The sequence below is a fragment of the Paenibacillus kribbensis genome (assembly GCF_001705305.1).
GTDB lineage: Bacteria > Bacillota > Bacilli > Paenibacillales > Paenibacillaceae > Paenibacillus > Paenibacillus kribbensis_B.
On sequence record NZ_MCBP01000006.1, the window covers coordinates 180,052 to 199,779 of the forward strand.

The 19,728-nt window shown below is 40.7% G+C and carries 18 protein-coding genes and 1 pseudogene; 3 read left to right on the top strand and 16 right to left on the bottom strand.

Annotated elements, in window-relative coordinates:
* Positions 1-122: 122 nt before the first annotated feature.
* The 3 genes from BAZ21_RS13555 to BAZ21_RS13565 all read right to left on the bottom strand — a co-directional run bounded on the left by BAZ21_RS13555 (position 123) and on the right by BAZ21_RS13565 (position 3,772).
* Entirely contained in the window at positions 123-2,021 is a 1,899-nt protein-coding gene (locus BAZ21_RS13555) for a carbohydrate-binding protein (RefSeq protein ID WP_068501363.1), read from the bottom strand.
* A 651-nt stretch (positions 2,022-2,672) separates the two neighbouring features.
* A complete protein-coding gene (locus tag BAZ21_RS13560) occupies positions 2,673-3,077 on the bottom strand; it encodes an Rrf2 family transcriptional regulator (protein ID WP_068501366.1) in 405 nt (134 codons plus the stop codon).
* Between the two features lie 137 nt (positions 3,078-3,214).
* A complete protein-coding gene (locus BAZ21_RS13565; protein ID WP_068501369.1) occupies positions 3,215-3,772 on the bottom strand; it encodes a TetR/AcrR family transcriptional regulator in 558 nt (185 codons plus the stop codon).
* Positions 3,773-3,918: 146 nt separating this feature from the next.
* Between BAZ21_RS13565 and BAZ21_RS13570 the strand changes: the two genes are divergently transcribed.
* Both BAZ21_RS13570 and BAZ21_RS13575 read left to right on the top strand, forming a co-directional pair.
* Positions 3,919-5,031 (top strand): alpha/beta fold hydrolase, encoded by a 1,113-nt coding sequence (locus tag BAZ21_RS13570; RefSeq protein WP_068501372.1) that lies wholly within the window; start codon positions 3,919-3,921, stop codon positions 5,029-5,031.
* A 120-nt stretch (positions 5,032-5,151) separates the two neighbouring features.
* Positions 5,152-5,403, top strand: a complete 252-nt coding sequence (locus BAZ21_RS13575) for a hypothetical protein (RefSeq protein WP_256020929.1) — start codon at positions 5,152-5,154, stop codon at positions 5,401-5,403.
* A gap of 126 nt (positions 5,404-5,529) precedes the next feature.
* Here BAZ21_RS13575 and ytaF (BAZ21_RS13580) read toward each other — a convergent pair.
* The 6 genes and pseudogenes from ytaF (BAZ21_RS13580) to ytaF (BAZ21_RS13605) form a co-directional block, all read right to left on the bottom strand.
* Positions 5,530-6,102, bottom strand: a pseudogene (gene ytaF / locus BAZ21_RS13580) (sporulation membrane protein YtaF); the annotation flags it as partial.
* Positions 6,103-6,392: 290 nt separating this feature from the next.
* Complete coding sequence (locus BAZ21_RS13585; protein WP_068501374.1) at positions 6,393-7,181, bottom strand: hypothetical protein; 789 nt, start codon at positions 7,179-7,181, stop codon at positions 6,393-6,395.
* Between the two features lie 24 nt (positions 7,182-7,205).
* On the bottom strand, positions 7,206-8,177 hold the full coding sequence (locus tag BAZ21_RS13590) for an ABC transporter substrate-binding protein (RefSeq protein WP_068501378.1): 972 nt from the start codon (positions 8,175-8,177) through the stop codon (positions 7,206-7,208).
* 122 nt (positions 8,178-8,299) lie between these two features.
* Entirely contained in the window at positions 8,300-9,937 is a 1,638-nt protein-coding gene (locus tag BAZ21_RS13595; protein ID WP_068501382.1) for a helix-turn-helix domain-containing protein, read from the bottom strand.
* Positions 9,938-10,222: 285 nt separating this feature from the next.
* Positions 10,223-11,623 carry a group II intron reverse transcriptase/maturase gene (gene ltrA / locus BAZ21_RS13600; RefSeq protein ID WP_068501386.1) on the bottom strand — a complete coding sequence of 467 codons (1,401 nt, stop codon included), beginning with the start codon at positions 11,621-11,623 and terminating at the stop codon, positions 10,223-10,225.
* 491 nt (positions 11,624-12,114) lie between these two features.
* A complete protein-coding gene (gene ytaF, locus BAZ21_RS13605) occupies positions 12,115-12,762 on the bottom strand; it encodes a sporulation membrane protein YtaF (protein WP_068501391.1) in 648 nt (215 codons plus the stop codon).
* 135 nt (positions 12,763-12,897) lie between these two features.
* Between ytaF (BAZ21_RS13605) and BAZ21_RS13610 the strand changes: the two genes are divergently transcribed.
* Positions 12,898-13,569 carry a DUF1232 domain-containing protein gene (locus BAZ21_RS13610; protein ID WP_068501396.1) on the top strand — a complete coding sequence of 224 codons (672 nt, stop codon included), beginning with the start codon at positions 12,898-12,900 and terminating at the stop codon, positions 13,567-13,569.
* A gap of 172 nt (positions 13,570-13,741) precedes the next feature.
* Here the strand turns inward: BAZ21_RS13610 and BAZ21_RS13615 are convergent, their stop codons facing one another.
* The 7 genes from BAZ21_RS13615 to BAZ21_RS13645 form a co-directional block, all read right to left on the bottom strand.
* Complete coding sequence (locus tag BAZ21_RS13615; protein WP_256020935.1) at positions 13,742-14,032, bottom strand: hypothetical protein; 291 nt, start codon at positions 14,030-14,032, stop codon at positions 13,742-13,744.
* A 97-nt stretch (positions 14,033-14,129) separates the two neighbouring features.
* On the bottom strand, positions 14,130-14,636 hold the full coding sequence (locus tag BAZ21_RS13620; RefSeq protein ID WP_141694974.1) for a hypothetical protein: 507 nt from the start codon (positions 14,634-14,636) through the stop codon (positions 14,130-14,132).
* Between the two features lie 15 nt (positions 14,637-14,651).
* A complete protein-coding gene (locus BAZ21_RS29650) occupies positions 14,652-15,932 on the bottom strand; it encodes a WXG100 family type VII secretion target (RefSeq protein WP_084011633.1) in 1,281 nt (426 codons plus the stop codon).
* Positions 15,933-16,270: 338 nt separating this feature from the next.
* Entirely contained in the window at positions 16,271-16,549 is a 279-nt protein-coding gene (locus BAZ21_RS13630) for a DUF6809 family protein (RefSeq protein ID WP_068501403.1), read from the bottom strand.
* A 404-nt stretch (positions 16,550-16,953) separates the two neighbouring features.
* Positions 16,954-18,075: an alpha/beta hydrolase gene (locus BAZ21_RS13635; protein WP_068501406.1), complete on the bottom strand. Its 1,122-nt coding sequence runs from the start codon at positions 18,073-18,075 to the stop codon at positions 16,954-16,956.
* Positions 18,076-18,138: 63 nt separating this feature from the next.
* The gene (locus BAZ21_RS13640; RefSeq protein WP_025718962.1) at positions 18,139-18,591 is read right to left on the bottom strand and encodes a MarR family winged helix-turn-helix transcriptional regulator; all 453 of its coding nucleotides are present in this window, start codon (positions 18,589-18,591) and stop codon (positions 18,139-18,141) included.
* A 168-nt stretch (positions 18,592-18,759) separates the two neighbouring features.
* Positions 18,760-19,584 (bottom strand): MerR family transcriptional regulator, encoded by an 825-nt coding sequence (locus tag BAZ21_RS13645; RefSeq protein ID WP_068501409.1) that lies wholly within the window; start codon positions 19,582-19,584, stop codon positions 18,760-18,762.
* Positions 19,585-19,728 lie beyond the last annotated feature (144 nt).

A 19,728-nucleotide genomic window follows, 5' to 3' on the forward strand; every position in this document is an offset into this window, starting at 1 on the left:
CTGTCATCTTATTGCTCCAAGTGTACATAATCAAAATTAACAAAACCACCAGTTGATTTAGTGGCATAATTGAACAAAGGTTTAGAAGCTTTAAGTCCTTTCTGAGGTTGAATCACCAACCGTTAATTAATTTCTAAATAATCCACGAATGCATCCCAAGTCCCGTTATCGGTAGTTACGATCAGTTTAACCTCTTGATTTCCAGTTGCATGGGTGATATTGGATAAGGTTTGGACCGTCGGCGTAGTTCCGGTAAAATAAAATGAACCAACTGTGGTTCCTCCTATTTGCAAGTCTACTCTGGCGGTGCTTGAATTATTGGAAGAGCCCCTGACTGAAATACTATGGGTGGAGTTTGCAAAATACTGAGTGTATGCGCAATAATCATTATTTGCATATAAAGCGACCCCATTGAAAGGAGAACTGATCTTCCCAGCGTAAGTACCGCCAAGAGTCATATTCTCGGCTTCAACCTTGGTTCCTCCAGTAGTGTTGGGTGAAAACTGCCAGTAATCAATATTAAATAAGTTATTGGTCCCTGCTCCGGTAAAGACTAAGAAAACCTTGTGAACACCGGTTGCATTGCTTACAGTGGTTTCTATTTCCTTCCATGTTTGTGTTCCTCCAGTGGAACTGACGTTAAGAGTTCCAACAAGAGTACCCGTGGTACTGTCCAGACGTATTTCTATTTTGCCGCCTACATTTGATGCTACATTTGCTTTAAACGTCTTGGCTCCGCCGGAACCAAAGTCAGCGTTTCCTACAGCAATCCAGTCACCATTGTGTATATTTGTCACATCAAGATTATTTGTTGGTCCGCCTGCTGCCTGACTTACCTCAGTTGTAATGCCTGCATTCCATCCGATCGTTTCAGCCTCAGTCCTATTGTATGGATTAAGATTGGCTATCTGAGATACACCTGCCATATCTCCCTGAACCTCTTGTACTGTTCCATCAGCATTATGCACAAGCTTATTGATATGCGGAGAACGGTATCCTTTTCCATCTCCCAATACAGCCTTGCTGACCGTTTGGGCATGGTACACTACATACCATTGGTTATTAAAGTTAAACACAGCATGATGGTTATTTCCGCCAACTCCAAAAAATGTAGATGGATTTTTCAGAAAATGCCCTTTATAAGTAAAGGGACCCATAGGACTGTTGCTCACCATGTAGCCGATTTCACCTGCTGGATAATTTGACGGGTGTGTACCGGAAAAATTAATACAATAAGAGTAATAATATTTGCCGTTATACTTATGAATTCCAGAATCTTCAAACATGTAAGGAGCATCAATGGTTACTGCACTTCCAACAATGCTAGTCATATCAGCGCCCAATTTTAAAACTCTGGCTGTTTTAGGATTTGCAATTGACGCTGGGTCCGAGGTATTGGGTATACCTCCACCAGCATACAGATATCCTGTTCCATCATCATCCACCAATACTGCCGGGTCAAAAAGCCATGTAACTCCGGACATTCCAGCTGTGCTTTGTGTAACAAGAGCTTTTCCGACTGGGTCTTTCCACGGTCCGATCGGAGTGTCTGCAGTTAGCACACCAATACCAGATGCACCATTTGCGAAATAAAGGAAGAATTTATCCTTACCGTTTATATTTTTGTGTGCAACTGACGGAGCCCATGAGAGTGATGCCCATTTTGCAATGCCAGTTCCATTATTTGCATTATTGTATCCTGCGACCGGAATTGCACCGTGGTCCGTCCAGTTCACCATATCAGCAGAAGATATGACGTTTATTTTATTAAGTGCACTAAAATCATTATCTTTAATCGTTCCGTCACTATTATAGACGTACGCATCGCTTGACATAAAGATATAAACCCTTCCATTATAGACTAGTGCAAAGGGATCGGCTCCCAATTTATGGTCCATCAGAGGATTTGAATTCCCAGAAAGTTTTGCAATTGTACTGTTAGCAGCATGAACAGACATCATTGGTAAACAGCTCAGCAATAATGTAAAAGCTAATATAAACACCGAAAGCTTTTTAATCATAAACGTATTACCTCCATTTTTTATTTATCAGTCTATTTAATGTTACATTTTCAGAAAACAATATGGTCTACTTTCAATTGAAATCGCTTTCAATATTTCAGGCATCTTTTGGATACCCGTACCTTAAGTTTTCCGAAGAGAAAGCCATAGCGAGTCTCTTTCACGCCGAATATATTAGCATTTTAGCATTTATCATATGATCTAGTTCATTAATTCAATTTCGAGTCTTTGTTAATAATTTTTTTCCTCCACCCTCTTCCTTTCGTCATCTGCAACAATTTTGTTGAGCTTTTCCCTGCCCCGCTAGCTCCATTTAATCCGGTGGTACTTCCATGTGCTGCTAAAGCTAGCGCCTCAATTAAATGGGGTGTTTATATTTTTTTATGCTTGATCTAAAACCTATTTAAAGCGACTATGCAAAAAATCAATCCTTTTATGGTAAGGAATGGGCCTGTAAAATATTGACCTATTTGAAACTCTATCTCCTCCAACTAGTACCTCAATGCTTTTCAAAACAAACCAAGCGTGCATGGACAGCACGAACCCGACTATTTATACTCTGCGAATGCCCCCTGCTGTTTCACCATGCCGTTAAATATAAAATATATAAAAGATTCTTTATATCTATAATTATCCCGAAATAAATATGGCTCACAGAACCAATTTTATTTCTTTGGCAAGTTCGGACAGCTTTTGATTTCTAAGATGTTCATCCATTTTGTTCTCCGCTGAAACCATTACTTTTTGAATTAAGCATTCTGCTTCATGGTTCATGCAACAATCGAACAAAGAAGTTGTGCCTTCAATCGCATGAATGACATCTAGAAACGAAATATCCTCCCAGTTCCGCTTCAATCTATAACCGCCATTGGCACCTGAAGTGGATTCAATCATTCCCGCCTTGACCAGCTTGGTCAGTATTTTAGACAAGTAAGTAGGTGAAACCCCTTGTCGATCCGCTAACTGTTGTACACCAACAGGCTTATTATTAGGAGTTAATGCTACTAAACAGAGCATGGTGTGAAGGGCATAGTTCGTCGCTTTAGAATACTTCATCCTCGGTGGCTCACCTCAATTCAGGATTTAATCTATATATGATATCCTTTATAATGCGGCATCGTCAAGTTTCGAATGCTCCGACAGATACAAGGAAAAGACAACGCCAATCTCTGAAATAAGCAAGGCACCTCCCATTACTTTAGCTGATTAAAAATATATTCTTGCATTTGGTCTAAAAAAATAATAATATTAGCATCTTTGCCATTTTTCAAAACCCAATGGATAGTCATCATTGAGTTAGCAGCATATAGTTCTGCTAAATACTCCAATGCGATCGACGTTGAATATTTCTGTTGCTTTAAATAAGCTAAGCAAGTCCTAAACAAAATTTGTTCAAACTCCTTACGTAGATCAGCTGATGCTATATGAACGGCTAACAATGTTGAAATCTCAAACTTATTTGTAATCATTTTATCGGTTACAAGTTCTATGGCATTAGCCACCTTCCCCTCTTCCATTGCCTCAAAACGATGTTCAACCTCAACTTTAAAATCAGAAGCATACTGTTTAACTATTTTTTCTAGCAAATCGTACTTATCCAAATAATGACTATAAAAAGTAGAACGTCCGATAAGAGCTTGATCACAAATTTTTTTGATCGTAATATCTTTAAAATCATGTTGCTGGAGTAATTCAATTAAGGCTCGTTCAATAGCCATTTTTGTTTTGTAAATTCTGATATCTTCATTCATTTAGCCATTTGCTCCTTATGTGTAAGTTTTCGAACAATTCAAGTATAACGTGTAAGATATCCTACAGATGATACGATATTAATTATGTTTTAAGCAGTAACTATGCTCTATAGTAAGCACATACCCGAATCGAAGGAGGAAAATATATGTTTAAGCAATATGTAAATAACGAACAATTTAATCTTCAAATTAATCGTTTTATCAATGATTATTACCAAGAAGATGATCGTGCCGAAGCTGATTTGGAAATAATCATTCCGAAATTAAACGATACCCATAGCTGGTATGAAGCTTGGCTAGATTTTGCAAAGAAACGCGAAGATAGCAAGGACTATGACTTAGCCTCAGCCTACTATCAAGCTGCCGAATTTTATCTTGCACCCACCGACCCCAATAAAGTAAAAATGTATCAAAAATATAGAGAAACATTCTATAGAAGCTTTCATGATTTTGATTATGAATCCTACAAGATTCCCTATGAGAACTCCTATCTGCCTGCTGTAAAATTATTGACACCTGGAGCTACGAAAACATTACTTGTCTTTGGTGGGTATGATTCTTACATGGAAGAGATGCTTAAAATGATGAAATTTATGAAAGGAATTGATTACAATATTATTGTATTTGATGGTCCTGGACAAGGAACTGCATTAAAAAACGGTCTTAAATTCATTCACAACTGGGAAAAGCCAATATCAACGGTGATTGATTATTTCCAATTAGATCGTGTAAGCCTTGTAGGTGCTTCTTGGGGAGGGTATTTGGCTATGCGGGCAGCAGCTTTCGAAAAGAGAATCGATAAAGTAGTTGCTTTTAACATTTTCTATTGTGGCTTGGATGCATTAAAAATGGGTATGCCAGAAGAAACGTATCAGAGTATAATGCAGCTAGTCGATCGTAATGAAGTGGTTCAAGTGAATTATTTATTCGAAAAGATGATGTCTCACAATATTGATTTACATTGGAAGATTACCAAGGGGATGGAAAACACGGGTGAAGCAACGCCTTTTGATCTCATTAGAAATTTCGAAAAACACACGATGCACGGCATTGGAGCATTCATTAATCAAGATGTTCTTTTATTAGCTGGAGAAAATGATCAATACGTACCTATTAGCCGACTCGCACAAATTCAACAAGAATTAATCAATGCGGCTTCTATTACAACCAAAGTATTTACTAAAGAAACGGGTGGCGAACAACACTGCCAAGCAGGTCACAGGGAGTTAGCATTTAATGAAATGAAAAAATTCCTATAACAATGGCTTATAAATAATTCGATATAAGTCCCAAAACCATGGTTGAGAATTTTGGACTCACCAAAAAACAATATGGGCATATGCTAGTGTATTCTTGCTGGAAAAAAGGAGGAGAATTAATTGGCATATACTCATTATCCGCAAACGGCTTATATGTATAGCCATTATCCGCAGTCGACTCATATGCACAATTTAAAAAATGAAACATTAGCAGTAGTTGAGCCTTGGGTAAAAAACGGTTTGTGGGAAGCCAAGACCATTTCCACGGAACATGCTTTAAGAGAGGCGGCAGCAGTTTCCTACCTCATCGGAAGAGGATATCATCCACAACATGCTCATCAAATTGTGGAATCGTGGTGGCATCATCAATAAAATAGGAATGTACAAATGGATCGCCTATGCGGTCCATTTTAACTTTAAAAACAAAGCGATCATGCAAACTAAGCATGGTCGCTTTGTTTTTTTCGACGCTATCGCCACTCCTTTCCAACTCTACACTTACCCAAAGAAAGAATTGCAAGCAATCAAAATAATGATAACTCCACTTAAGACCGTGCTGAACTGACCTAATGTGAAAGAGCCAATGCGAATCGACGACACTTTTTGTCCCAGGATCACACCAAGCCAGACCGTAATATAACTGCCGATTGCTGCGGTCAGAGAGATCGCGAGCGGTGACAGTCCTATCAGACCTGCACCGATCCCATTCGTAACGGCATTAGCGGCAAGTGCAACCCCCAGCACCGCTGCCTCAAGGTATCCAATAGAGCCTGATTTGTCTTTATCCACGGTTTCTGGATTTTGCAGAATTCCTTTGAGTGATCCGCCTGACGCAGCCTCTCCGTCTTCTTCACTGTCCTGGCTGGATTCCTGCTTCTTACGCGGTACTGCCAGCAGAATGATGCGGGCACCGACAATGAACAGCAATAATGCTCCAATCAGGACGGGGAATACGCCCGGAAGAAACTTCGCCAGCCACTGACCGGATATGATCCCTGTCATGCTAAGGATGAAACAGATAACCGCAATGATTAAATTTGATAAATAGTTAATACGGATCCCCCGAATCCCTTATGTCATGGGTCGGCAAAAAGAGGCTGTTTCCCTTTGCAGAAAGAACTCTGCACAGGGGACAGCCTCTATTTCTTTTTGTTCCTCTTTGTTCCGCCTAGGGTTGAAAAAAATTATAGATTGAACTGGAGAAGATGATCAATATGTACCTATTAGCCGACTAGCACAAATTCAACAAGAATTAATAAATGCGGCTTCCATTACAACAAATATGATGACTTTTCCTTGGCTACTGATTTTGAGGTTGAGCCAAAAAAATACTCACAGCCATGCTGAAAGCAGATGTTTTTTCAACAACGTCCATTCGCTCTCATTAATGCCCGATCCTTTTCTTTTAATCGCGGACATGCGTAACAGTAACCAAATTCACGATCCAAGCAATAAGCCAGGCAACAAGCTGTTTTCACTAACATTTTTTGATCAGGGATATTTGGGTGTTCAATGAAATTTGGTTTAATATTAAACGGGTTGTTACGGAGTCCGAACGCACTAGCATCGACATCGTGGGTGAGCAATTTGAAAAAAGAAATGATCCTGCTTCTACTTTCTTCATCAGACGCTTCGGCCAACTCTTCTTCCATTTGAGCATACAACGCATTAACGATTTGTCCCCATAATGGAATAGCGTTTATGGGGGCCAGTTGGGACAAAAGTTGGATTATAGGCGTTACCTGTTCCCTGTAAAAGGAATCAAGCGATTTCTTGTACCCCTCATCCCGGTCCATTATCGAAATTTGGTTAAATCGCACTTCGTTGATTTTAAATGAAAAAAGCGGATAGCCGTCAACTACATATAATTGTACGGCTAAATTAGATAATGATAAATCCAACAGCAACACGTTGCCTTGATACAGCATGTGCTGCATCGCACCGCATACCCCGGCGTACCAGCTAATAAAAAAAGCTGCCGCTACAGATCGTTCTTTAGCTTTGATGAGCGTGCCGTATGTGTCGATTAAGTGACTCATATTTTCAACTTTTAATAGATCAAATGCAGGGATGGTAAGCACGGTTTTATCGAGCTCATTCAAAGTAAGGAAAAAATTTTCTTCCAAATGTTGAAAATCAACCGTGCCCATAGCATACACTCCCATTATTGTTATCTATTTTTCAAAAGCATGAACGACATCGTTAATAGCATGAAGATCTGCCAGTGGAGACATGCCAAGACTAAACCATTCCTTGCCTCCCATCATGTGAACCTGTTTTTTCTTCACGGCTGTCATGTTTTTCCATAAAGAGCTGTTCAGCATTTCCTCATATCTATTCCGAACTTCTTGGCTGGAGTCATCATCTAACTGCAAAATGATATGGTCAGGATTATATTCCGGTATTTTTTCCAATGAAATGGATAGACTTAGCTCACCCTGTGGATATTCTTTAATCGGCTTTAGACCTAGTGTCTTATGGATGAAGATTCCCCGATCACTATTTTCTCCGTAAATAACGATCTCCTTCGCCATAATCATCATGTACATGACTGTCTCGTCACCAACTAGAGAATGGAGTTTCTCCTTGGCTTCAGTTTCTTTCGTTTGCAAATCCTGAATGACCTTTTCAGCCTGTTCCACTTTGCCTAGAACCTCGCCAATATCCCGTAACTCATCACGCCAATCATCCCGCTGCGGTAAAAGCACCGTTGGTGCAATTTTGGAAAGCTGAGCATAATCCTTATCGGACCACCACGTAGGGGCAATAATTAAATCCGGCTTAGAAGCCAGAATAGCTTCAAAATTAGGAGTTTGGGCAATTCCCATCTTCAGTGTATCTTTAAACGGTTCTTTTAAATAGGATGGGAAATCCGGATGATAGTTTTGTACCGCAACAGGCGTAACGCCAAGTGCATATAACAACTCCGGGTAAACAACAGAAAGTCCAATGACTCTTTTGGGCTCCGTTGGAATACTAAGGTCCCCTTTTAAAGTTGAAATAACGTGCTGCTCAGCAGTGGCTCCTTTATTTGCTTTTTCAGAATTGCCAGCTATGTTTCCTGCATTATTGGCTCCACAAGCAGTACTTACAATGACGAACAATACGATAATTAAACCTGCGATTATATGTCGTTGTTGCTTCATTCTTCGGTGGTCCTCCTGATCATTTGATTTATTTATGACAACCTCTAATTGATTATCATTATCATATATTAGGAGTATAGATGAATTTATAATTTCGGAATATTGACGATAGCGACTTTTTTTTATGCACGATCCCGCCAAATCTTTAAAACTTCATCCAGCATAAGCTCATGAGTGAAAGCCGTATATTCTACCCAAGGATATGAGGGAAGGAAGTCCACCCGGCTGTTCCTGACAGCTTTCAAATCACTCCATAGCTTAGAGTTCATGAGTGTTCGCCAACTTAATTGTGACTGAATGTCTTCGTCTACGATGAGCAATAAACGATCTGGATCAAAATTCGCTAGTTGATCAGGCGTTATCTGCTGATTTTGACTCAAAAGATCGACGCCTTGCACAGGCAGAACATGCAGATCATCGTAAAATACTGTACCTAGGCTTCTACTGCCCAAAACATTGTAACGATTGCCGGTGATTCTCAGAATGAGGAGACGATCATCCTTGAATACGTGTTTCACTTGCTCTCTTACAAAAAGAGCCCTTCGATCATATTTTTCAAGCCAAGTCTCGGCTGCTACGGTCTTGTCCAGAAATTCCCCAATTAAGCGCAAATGCGTACGCCAATCGTTCTTCACCCAGGGTACAAAAAATGCAGGTGCAATTTTCCTCAGCATATCCTGTTCCTCAGGAGGTACCAGAGTGTCGATACCAACAATAAAATCGGGTTCAGCAAGTCGAATTTCTTCTCTCTTGATCCATTGGTTTGAACTTAGAGGCAGCACGGCATCCATTTGATACTTTCGCTTGTAATATTCAGTCCATGGGTGGTCCGCTGGTGCAGCGCAAGGATTAATTTGAAGCGCAATCAATTGCCCAATGTTGGGGAAATCGTAAGCGACTATTTTTTTCCTGCTGTTCTTCATAAATGCCGCTGGAGGCACACCCGATACCTGTTTAAATTTGCGCCGAAAATAAGTATCATCATGGTAACCTACATGTCGTGCAATATCCCGAAGACGATTTTGCCCACCCGATCTCATCAGCTTTTGTGCCTGCTCAATTCGGAAAACTGCCAAATAATCTATCGCGCTGCAGCCATACCTTTTTTTGAATAATCGCATAAAATGACGGGTACTAATACCCGCCACCTTGGCCAAATGATCGATTGTGAGTTCTTGCTGATAGTGCTGCTCGATATATCCTTTAACGTATTCCAGAGCCGTTTCTGAATCATTTCCTTGTACAAGATAGGCATCTTGCAGGATGGTATGCAACAGTTCTTGAAAGAGAATTTGACCGCGAAAGCGTTTTAAACGATCCTCGTCCTGCAAGTATTGGCAAATGGTATCGCACAACGTATTAACAGAAACCTGCGACGTAAGGGTAACTTCCCCTTTAACGGGAAACGGGCTGTTCCTCTTAAGAATCTGCATAGAGTGGACTGAAGATCCCTCATCCATAACATCGAATCGCATATGATAAAATCCCCGTTCATCAAAGGTGTTCACGGCTGCTTCGACGAGTTGACCTGGCATGCACACGTAAACGCTGCCCTGTCGAAGTTCGGTGAATTGCCCATCAATCGTTAGCCACCCTTGGCCGCTTGCTGCAACAAGAATCATGTGGGATTCAATAAACTGAAGTCTCAGCTCCCAATCATTTGCTTGGTTCTTGATATGCTCAATTTCTCGAAGCTTGAAGCACATCCCTTCGAGTGATGCATATTCCTTGTGTTTAAAGTTCTTTTCTGTATCAACCAAGCAATCTCACCGCCCTTATACCAACTAAAAACATTTTAGCTCACAATTTTTCTCATCGCAATTTCCATGTGAATGTGACAGTTGACAGCGCGAACCCGGCTGTTGAGTAGTGAGCGCAAAGCGAGCGCCACCTCCAAATTCTGCAACGGCTTCGTCAAAGGGACAGCTCAGAAGTTTGCCTTTTGCCTTCCGGGCCTGAACAACACACAATCGAGTAGGAGGCTACCCATTAGTTGAGTAGCCGACCTCTCACACCACCGTACGTACCGTTCGGTATACGGCGGTTCAACCGCTTGAGTGCAATTGGCGTAGACGCTCGTACTGGGCAGGGAAGTCATAATACCCTGCCTGTGCGAGCCTTTCGTTTGTTACAGAGCGAGTCAGAATCGCGCTTCCGGCAATACGCCAGTAACCAAGCCGGGTATTTCCCCACTTGTAAGCTTGCCACTCCGGTATCCCTAACTTTCGCAGGTTTTGCACCTTCGTTCTCGGTTTCTTCCACTGCTTCCAGACGTACATGCGCATCCGCCTTCGCAGCCATTCATTCCAGCTTTGCAGGATTCGCTTCATGTCGGCTACATAGAAATAGCCGATCCATCCGCGAATGTAGGCCTTCACGTTCTCCATCACCTGCCGAGGGTTTCTGCCTTGGCTTCGGCTCGTTAAATCTTTCAGCTTCCTCTTTGCCTTTGCAAGGGATTGTCTGTGGACGCGGATATACACACCACTCCCGTTCTTTCCCAGCGCAAAGCCAAGGAATTTGAAGTGTTTCTGCGCTACGACGCTAACTACCTTGCTCTTCTGCGCATTCATCTTGAGCTTTAGCCTGTTCTCCAGATATGCCCCACATGATTCCAGAAGCCGTGTAGCCGCCCGCTTGCTTTTCGCCAGCACGACAATGTCATCCGCATAACGGATGACTGTCACACCTCGGCTTTTCATCTCCTGATCGAATTCGTTCAGATAGATGTTCGCTAAAAGGGGCGACAACGGCCCACCCTGAGGAGAGCCTTCTTCCGTTTCGCGGCGTATTCCGTTTTCCATGACTCCGCTTTTCAGATACTTTTTAATCAGGTCGGTTACACGCTTATCTTGGATTTGTTTACGCAAGAGGTTCATGAGTAGCTCATGGTTCAACGTGTCGAAGTATTTCGAGAGGTCGATTTCTACCGCATGGCCGTATCTCTGCTCCGCATACGCTTTTACTTTTCGGATGGCTTGCTGCGCACTCCGCCCCGGGCGATAGCCGTAGCTCCCATCCGAAAAGAGCGGTTCGAACAGCGGTTGCAACTGCTGGGCGATGGCTTGCTGGATGATGCGATCCACTACGGTCGGAATCCCGAGTTTCCGCACTCCGCTTCCATCTGGTTTGGGAATTTCCTTGCGACGTACCGGGCTTGGCTTATATCTGCCTTCCCGGATGTTTTGCAGGAGCTCGTCTCTGTTTTCCCGCAGCCACGGCAACGCCGCCTCGACTGTCATTCCGTCGATTCCCGGCGCTCCATGGTTGCGTTTGACCTGCTTGTAGGCTCTGTTCAGGTTGTCCCTGTCCAGTATCGCCTCCAGCAAGTCGCTTGCACCGTCTCTTTCTCCACTTTCCCGAGTTTCGGCACTCCGCGCTCCCGCATACTCTTCATGTTCCACACTATCCCTTTGCGGGCAGCCCTTTCGATATTCTGCTTTCATCGCACCGACTCTCCTTTCAGTATGTACTCGAGACTTACGATTGTTCGGCCCTTCCCGAGAAAAAAAACTTCCCGGTAGTATGGCCTCTGCTGACTTCTCACAGTAAGCTTTACTCCGTCTTTCGGATTTTTTTTTTTTCCCTACTCCACGTCTGTGAGATCTCCCCGGGTAAGAGCGATAACCTTCCCCTCATCTATCTGCCACATTTACATGATGGGATTCGGGCAGTATTGGACTTTACTTTGTCTTGCAAGCTCGTCCGTCCCACCATGCCTTCTATGTGATTTCTGTTCGTCAGACCGAGGGTTTGCCTCAGGCTTCCTTCAGATTCGGCCTCCCAGCCGACACCCTTGCCCTTGGCTAACAGTTCCTACTGCCAAGCCTGTAGCGGACTTTCACCGCCTAGTTATCGCCCATGCCGGGCGCACAAGAAAAAGCCATCTCTCCACTGCAACAGTGGATGGATGACTTTGAATTAGCGGTGCGCTTACTTACTTAAAGAAGGAATTGCAAGCAATCAAAATAATGATAACTCCGCTTAAGACTGTGCTGAACTGACCTAATGTGAACGAGCCGATGCGAATCGCCGACACTTTTTGTCCCAGGATCACACCAAGCCAGACCGTGATATAACTGCCGATTGCTGCGGTCAGAGAGATCGCAAGCGGTGACATTCCCATCAGACCTGCACCGATCCCATTCGTAACGGCATTAGCGGCAAGTGCAACCCCCAACACCACTGCCTCAAGGTACCCTATAGAGCCTGATTTGTCTTTATCCACGGTTTCTGGATTTTGCAGAATTCCTTCGAGTGATCCGCCTGGCGCAACCTCCCTGGCTTCTTCACCGTCCTGGCTGGATTCCTGCTTCTTACGCGGTACTGCCAGCAGAATGATGCGGGCACCAACAATGAACAGCAATAGCGCTCCAATCAGGACGGGTAATACGCCCGGAAGAATCTTCGCCAGCCACTGACCGGATATGATCCCTGTCATGCTAAGAATAAAACAGATAACCGCAATGATAAAATTTGATAAATAGTTAATACGGATACCCCGAATCCCATAAGATATTCCAACCCCCAAATTATCCAGACTGGATGATACCGCAAAGCCAAAAATTAAAAGCCATGCAACCATGGGTGTCTCACTCCTTGTTGTCGGTTTACAGTCATACTATTGAGCATATTGCAAAAAGGTGCTCATCATTTCTAAAAATGTTGAGATTCCCTCAACATTCGATTCAACACCAATACAAGGTGAGGTGAACTGCAAATGTCCGATGCGAAGAGAAACGCCACACTGGGCGAGACACTGCTCTCCTTGCTGAAAGAACGTTCTTTGTCTATGCGCAAGCTAAGCGCCGCTACCAGCATTGATACGGCCACGATATCGCGGATCGTTAACGGGAAGCAAAAAGCCAAGCCTGAACATCTGGAAGCTTTTGCCCTTCATCTTGATGTTCCTTCCGCTCCACTCTTCCAAGCTGCTGGTTATGGTGCTCCCGCTCCCCCTATTCATCAGAACCAGCCGAACGATATCTACTCCTCCATCAACAGCATTAAAGAAATTCTTCAAGCCTCCAACCTCATGGACCACCAGTTTACTGCCGAGCTGGTTCAGAAAGAACTGAGCAAATACGAACCCTATGTTCTAACCGAAGAAGGGGCACAGATTATCCACAATGACTTTCACGGTAAAGTAAAAAGCGTCAACGGCGCGGGACCGTTCATTGAGGAGCTCAAGAGAATGTATCAGCTCTACAGTAGCGATAACATCACCCTGGAGGAGCGCTCGATCCTCGGCAGCGGCTTGTTGTACTTCGTCTCCGCCACAGATATCATCCCCGATTATGTATTTCCATTAGGTTATCTGGACGATGCGATTGCCGTACAAATCGTACTGGGTCGCCTCCAGGATACGAGAAACAACAAGCCTCAGCCGTAGACCTCAGATTGTTATAGTATGGTTGATAATGCAAGAACTTATGTCATGGGTCGGCAAAAAGAGGCTGTCCCCTTTGCAGAAAAAACTCTGCACAGGAGATAGCCTCTTTTTCTTTGTGTTCCTCTTTGTTCCACATAGGATTGAAAAAAAATTATCTATATAAACAGGAGGCTTACCATTCGATTTCTTCAAATAGACGGAAAACCATCTTTTTTTCAAATTCATCTAAAGTTTTAAATCCAGATATTTCATCTTCTTTTTCTCCAAGTTTTATCAAAGTCGCTATAGCTAAGTCCCCCACCTTATAATGACCTAATAGCTTATCTTGGGGGTCCCTTTTTAAAGATAATTCACTTAATTTTTTTATTATTTTCTCTGTACGAAAGCCTTCTTTTCCGATATGTGCCATTGCATGATATAAAACTATGGGGTTTTTTTCTTCTAGCAAATTTTCCAACTCCATCTATTGAACATTTTCCTTCCGCTTTTTCGATCTAAAATTCCCTTATTTCAACTAACTTAGTTAGAAATGATCTTTTTTACTCTTAAATTATTCTATTTCATATGTGTTCATTATCTAATTTATTCAAAGTTACATCACTAATATCTTGAATGGGAATGTTTAAATTACGCCAGTAGTTTAAAGGATAAGCCGACCTACCCACAAGTATTTCACCTTGGCGTATATAGAAACTGCCCCCTCTTTCAAAGAATTTAATCATGGGTTCATACAAATCTATATGATCTAATGCTTCTTTGACCCCTTCATCGGCTAATGCGGAAATTTCCAAGTAACAGTAACTCAAAGCTTTGATATATATGTTCTCTAGCTCTTCAAGTTTGGGGCAAACTTTAGATACATCAAGGCTAACTGTTTTTCCAAGCACACTAGCAATACTAAATATAGGATACTTATTGACAGCAACAGATGAAGATTCTATAAATGCATTGACTCTTCTGAAATATTCACTAATCAAAATATGGTGTGAATCACACACCTGATCCCCTAAACTTTCAAAATGAATCGAGGACAAACGCTCTACAGCTTGATTAAGTATTCTTCCCAATTAGTTTAACCTCGCTTATTTAAACATATTTTTAAAATAATAATCTTCATATCCTGGAAAGGACTTGTTCGGTTGAGAAGGGGCATTTTCATGAGCACCGGGCGGATAACCTTCGTATGTTCCCTTTTCTTGATTCCAAGATTCAAGCGTGCGGTACTTCTGACCTTCCGCCATTAATTTACGCTCTGTTAGCTCATGCTCAGCCAATTGCTTAAACCACATTTTTTGTTCCAGAGATAATTCTCCTTTTTGTGCTGTTTTCCAAGCAAAAGCAATCTCATCATCAGCAGTAAATCGCTCAAGCCTAAATTCTAGTCCTCCCGGTTGAGGTACTTCATGTTTACCAAAGAATAGATGCTTTTTCATAGTTATTATTTCATCAATACTAAGACTTGTATTGCGAGCAACTTCCTCAATATCATTCATCTTTAAATTTCTTATTGATTGGTACTCTGCTTCTGCAAATGTATCATAATTCTTTGAACCAGCACCAGTAAAGCCTTTTCCATCTCTTGTCTCTGTGTTAAAACCAGGGTGCTGTTCGCTTTCTTTTAAAACATTAGTCGTATTCTTGGTAACTTCATATTTAACAGACCCTTCCAAAATATTCTTGGGCTTAATCAGCGCTTTGGTAGTCGTAGAACCTATCATCAAACCTGCTGTACCGATCATATTTGCCATATGTTCCTTTGACCATGCATTGGTGGGATTAAATGCACCCTGAATCATGTCTGTCACACCAAATGTAGCAAAATTGAGTTTGTCATTCCACGAATTATTTTGCACGGCTGCCCGTTCCATGTACCCTTGATACATTCCTTTTGGAATACCATACGTCATATAATCCATGAAGCTCCACACTGAATCGAATTTCTTCTCATAGCGTTCTGAATTAGCGTCTACAAAATCCTGACCCAGTTCAGTTAAGCTATCTGCCGATTTCTGAAATGCATTTCGTGTATCTGGAGTAGGAACAGCACATGAATTAGGTGGAGGAGGTAAACAACCCGTGTCAATATTGCCTGCTTCCATCAGATCAGCTAATCTGAATTTATCCGCATGATGGCGCAATTCTTTTGAAATTGAATCAGTTAGTGTAACAAAGTCATCCATATTCTTTTGTGAAATATGAAAGCTGTAGTAGAATTGCTCCTTCGTTATGCCATCCCAAAATCGTTCCATAAACGAAATTTGCTGCGATAATTGACTATTCATTTTCATCACGGTTTGCTGTGCAAGATCAAATTTCTTAGAGACAGTTATAAGTTGTTCAGGTGTCACTTTAATGGTTGTCATAATTTACCTCGGTTTAGGTTCGTTAAGACATAATAACATTATTCAAATTTATGGAAAACCATCTCCACTCCTAATTGTTATAAGAATAAGAAGACTTAATCCCTATGACCTATGACTTATATAATTAAATACAGCTCCCTCTTAATTATAAAAAAACACCTTCTATAACTCCTCATCTTCTGCTGAATATCGTGAAAATATATCTTATTTCAGTTATATGATCATAAGATTAAAAACCATCTCATATTAAATAAGCCGGTACGCTATAGCGTCCGGCCATGGCCTTTTAACTCTATTTTGTATAAGTTTTCTTTCCCTTTACTTTACAAAGGTATACCTTAGTTTAGATAATTTTTCCCATCAAATATTTCTAACATCATCAAAACTCCCGTTTTGTACCCAGAAATATAATCCGAAGCAGATAATATAGAAATTAGGACATCATTTAAATCAGATAGTTCTTCAATTAACTTATAATCGTGTTCTGGCAATCTTGCTTTTAGAGTTTCCATAGAAGCGGATATTTTCTGATGGGTTAGTTCAAGTTCAGGGTTCTTCGGTTTGCTTCGTTCACTTGGATACCATTTGCCGTAATATAAATCCTCCAATATACTCATATCATCTTCTCCTTCTTGATACAGACTTTGCGTAAATTTAGGATCCGTAGATGCATTTTGTTCCCCAAAAATAAGAATATCCTATTGGAAATATCAATATTGAATTTTAGCGAATATTTCACTAGAAAATAATTGAAGTACTGCCTTCTAATTTCCACCAAACAAGCACAGACTATTTATTAAATAGAACGAACCAAAAAAAGCCCTACCCCACAGGGTAGAACTCTAAAATCATCAAGCCGTCTCACATATGAGCATTTTCCGCTACAAAATGATCTGATCCTATTGTTCGGTCGGCATCTTCCGTTCAAGCAACAATTTCATCTTGATATCCAATGGGTAAGGGAACCTCCACAAATGAGGCTCCCTTTTTTTAATAAGATAACATGAATATTTAGAATAGCTCATTTATTAAGCAATTTTTTGGTTACCCAGGTTATAGCTGCATTATTGACATCTTCACCCTGGCCTCCGTGAGGAGCTTTAGAGTTAGACATAAAAATATTTTCTACTCCAGCATGGTTAAGAGCATCTCTAAGTCTCCAACTTTGTTGAATAGATACTAAACTGTCACGTCCTCCATGTGCAATAAACATTGGTGGGTCATCTGAAGATACATAATTTATAGGACTTGCCAATTCTGCCAACTTTACTTTTTTCCAATAAGGAGAATTGGTTTGTTTTTTATCCCGAATATCTCTCAGGACTGCCACACCTTGTCCTTCTTTATCAAATCCAAGAAGTTTGGCTTCAGCTGCTCGTGGAGAGTCATGTGTTTCGGCTGCCTCCTCAGGAGATTGCAGGGTTGGGTCCATCTCAGGTCCCATGGTAAACATATCTGTTGGACCGTAAAAATCAACTGCAGCCATTACTTTGCTTGAATACTCAAGATTGCCCCCAACATCACCTTCAAGCTCTTTTATATCACTAGTAACAGCAAGTTCGGTAGCCAGATGTCCACCTGCAGAATTTCCTGCTACTGCAATTTTTTCTGGATCAATACCGTATTCCTTGGCATGAGCACGCAGATATCTGATACTGCCCTTAACATCATAAATGGGAGCCGGGAAAATAGCTTCGCCACTTAGCCGATAATCTATGGAAACAAAAGTAATTTTATCCTCTAATACTTTTTTGAAAACCTGGTATGCTGAATCTGTAGCCACTTGATCTGTGGCTCTACCTGTCATTTGTGCTGGGCGATTTGGTGGTGCGGCTGTTTCCTTTTTTGCATCTTTAGGAGCATCATCGCCCTGATAGTCCCCTATAAGCCATCCTCCTCCATGAACATACACCAAGACAGGAGTTGCTTCGGTTACACCCTCCGGCTTGAAGATGTTCATTTTTAACTCTTTTTTCTTTCCATCGTCATTAGTTACGGTTGCATACACCACATCTTTATAGGTAGGAGCCATACTAATAACATCTGTAGGAGGACTTTCAGCTGCAGCGAAACTTTCCTTTTGTGTGGCAAAAGCCAATGTTGCTAAAAGTGCGAAGGATACCATTCTTAGTTTTTTATTCATACTCTCTCTCCTTGAATATATTATTGATACTGGTCTGGAATCATTTGATTTGAATTAGGATTCTCACTTTTTTTCATTCTCGCATTCTATCAGGTTATCTAAAGTTCTTATTAAGAAACTTTGATACAATGCTATTTCATCCTCGCTAAATCCCTTGTAAAAAATCTCTCCGACTTCATCAATAATCTTTTTGTTCAATTCCACTAGATTTTCATTTCTATTCACTACTTTAACTATTGTTTTCCGTTTGTCTGTTTGGCAAGGCATAAAACTGATATGTCCTGCTTTTTCCAACTTAGTTAATATACTCGTTAAAGTTGACTTCTGAAGATTGGTAATCCTTGAGATTTCATGTATAGGTATTTCGTCTTTCGTCCAAAGATAAAACAAAATCCTTGCTTGTGTTGCTGTTAAAGTATCAACCTCAGATTCCCTGTGTTTTCTTGAAACTATTCTAGCCAGCAATGCATCTATGGATGCTGATAAAAAAACAGATCTTCCTTTTATAATTCTCATTTGCACCTCCATTTTTTCAAAAAAAGTACCATATCGTACTAAAATTATAGTTCGATATGGTACTATTTTCAACAAGTATTTTTTTGGTGCTTGCATTCATTATCTTTTGCGACCTGTAGATCACCCCAATTAATAGTAGTAAGTACGGCCTTTTCTTTGTTTTCTAATCTACATCTTTAAAATTTGAACAGAGATCTTAATTAAATACTCTTCATAACCTCTAACTGAAAGATCATCTAACAAGACATCCTCATAAAAAAATCCCTGTAGTTCTATGCTCTTATCATTAGCATAATTTATTATTCGATCATAAGTGTCACATACACTCGAGTATCCCTCTGTATGGTACGCGATTAAATATGTTCCTTTTTTTCGCTTGAAATTTGAATAATTTGATTTTTTACTAACTCTAGTAAAAAGATAATCATAATTGAACGTTTCATTTGCTAAAACTCTTTTTGTATCTCTCATCCAGCCTACTGTGTGAGAGGCATCAATACTATAAATGTTCAAGTACTTTTCGTGTTTTATCATAGAATCGTAAATGCTTTTATCATTTGTATAAGGATCAGCCTCTGTTATTACCAAAAACTCATCGTTATTTTCCTCAATAATCATATCAGTTGAAATGATCTCAGTTGCTGCTTGGGTAATTCGTTTCTTCTCTGATATTATACTTTTCATTTTTTGCAGTTGTTTAATTTTTGAATTCAGCATTGCCTCTTCATGATCAAGTAGGGCAATGAGCTCATGAGGTGACCTTTTATTTAAATATTCTTTTATCTCTTTTAATGGCATTTCTAATTCTTTAAGTATTGAAATCACTTTAAAAACATCAATTTGATTAATTGAATAATATCTATACCCATTTTCAGCTTTAAATTCAGGAGAAAGAATTCCAAGTCGATCATAGTGAAATAAAGTATCCTTGCTAATACCCATCACTTTTGCAAATTGTCCTGAAGTTAAATGAGTTTGAACATTATTCTCCATGAAATCCCTCCTTGACTATGGTGTTACACCACACTTTATTATAACCAAGTAACCTTCAAATAGCAGTAGACCATGAGGAGTATCTAATCAATTTGCAGTGGATATTACGAAGAAGGCTACTTGGAAATTTAGTAATGCCTAAAT